Origin of the sequence: Collinsella aerofaciens (assembly GCF_040910265.1) — a bacterium.
GTDB lineage: Bacteria > Actinomycetota > Coriobacteriia > Coriobacteriales > Coriobacteriaceae > Collinsella > Collinsella aerofaciens_BK.
In genome coordinates, this window is the sequence record NZ_JBDGAW010000034.1 from 1 (window position 1) to 1,748 (window position 1,748).

General features: G+C 64.8%; 1 rRNA gene (running past one end of the window). It reads right to left on the reverse strand.

Annotated features, from left to right (window positions below):
- Positions 1 to 32 precede the first annotated feature (32 nt).
- Positions 33 to 1,748 (reverse strand): 23S ribosomal RNA (locus AB5Z14_RS10020); it runs 1,352 nt beyond the window's last position.

Genomic DNA, 1,748 nt, shown 5'->3' on the forward strand with positions numbered 1-1,748 from the left:
GAGCGCTCAGTCCCGCGGGCCGCGAGGTGCGGTTCCGGAAGAGCTCGGGCGATTAGTGCGGCTCGGCTGAGGACGTCGCCGCCCTTGCACCTGCCGTCTATCGACCAGGTAGTCTACCTGGGCCCTTACCGGAAGGAGAACTAATCCCTGGAACGGCTTCCCGCTTAGATGCCTTCAGCGGTTATCCGCGCCGCACGCGGCTACCCGGCCGTGCCGTTGGTCGACAACCGGTTCACCGGAGGTGCGTCCACCCCGGTCCTCTCGTACTGGGGGCAGCCTCCATCGATTCTCCTGCGCCCACGGAGGATAGGGACCGAACTGTCTCACGACGTTCTGAACCCAGCTCGCGTACCGCTTTAAACGGCGAACAGCCGTACCCTTGGGACCTGCTCCAGCCCCAGGATGCGATGAGCCGACATCGAGGTGCCAAACCTTGCCGTCGATGTGGACTCTTGGGCAAGATCAGCCTGTTATCCCCGGAGTACCTTTTATCCGTTGAGCGACGGCCCACCCACTCGGGGCCGCCGGATCACTAGAGCCTGCTTTCGCACCTGCTCGGCTTGTGGGCCTCGCAGTCAAGCCCGCTTGTACTCTTGCATTCAAAAGGACGGTTGCCGACCGTCCCGAGCGGACCTTCGCGCGCCTCCGTTACCCTTTAGGAGGCGACCGCCCCAGTCAAACTGCCCGCCTGGCACGGTCCCCGAGCCGGTTGACGGCCTCGGGTTAGGACGCCGGTCGCGCGAGGGCAGTATTCCAAGGGCGGCTCCCCGGGGGCTGGCGCCTCCGGATCTGTGCCTCCTGCCTATCCTCTACACGCGGGACCAGCGGCCAATGCCAAGCTGCAGTGAAGGTTCACGGGGTCTTTCCGTCCTTCCGCGGGTAAGTCGCATCTTCACGACCAGTGCAATTTCACCGGGTCCATGGTCGAGACAGCGCCCAAGTCGTTGCGCCTTTCGTGCAGGTCGGAACTTACCCGACAAGGAATTTCGCTACCTTAGGACCGTTATAGTTACGGCCGCCGTTTACCGGGGCTTGGCTTCGGGGCTTCGCGCGATGCGCTAACTCCTCCGCGTGACCTTCCGGCACCGGGCAGGCGTCAGACCCTATACGTCGCCTTGCGGCTTCTGCAGAGTCCTGTGTTTTTGGTAAACAGTCGCTTGGGCCTCTCCACTGCGGCCCGCCTCCGCTCCCCGGGCGAGCCGGTTCACGTACGCGCGGGCACCCCTTCTCCCGAAGTTACGGGGCCATTGTGCCGAGTTCCTTGACCATGGTTGACCCGATCGCCTCGGTATGTTCTACCCACCCACCTGTGTCGGTTTGCGGTACGGGCGCGCACGCGCCTGCCTAGGGGTTTTTCTAGGGACCTCGGGCTCACTCGCTTCGCTTGATCGCTTCGTCCGGAGCCTCGCCCTTCTGCGGACCGGATTTCCCTGGTCCGCGGGCCGCGCTCCATCACGGGGACGTCCAGAACCCCGCCGAGCCACCCCCATCCGTCGCCCCGTCGGTCGTAGCGCCGCGTGCGCGGTGCAGGAATGTCTGCCTGCTGCGCGTCGGCTACGCCTCCCGGCCTCGCCTTAGCCCCCGACTGACCCTGGGAGGATTAGCCTTGCCCAGGAAACCTCGGGTTCACGGCGGACGAGTTACTCTCTCGTCTCTCGCTACTCATGCCAGCATTCTCACTCCCATGCGCTCCACCGCCGGTCGCCCGGCGGCTTCACCGCCCATGGGAAGCTCCCCTACCGATTCTA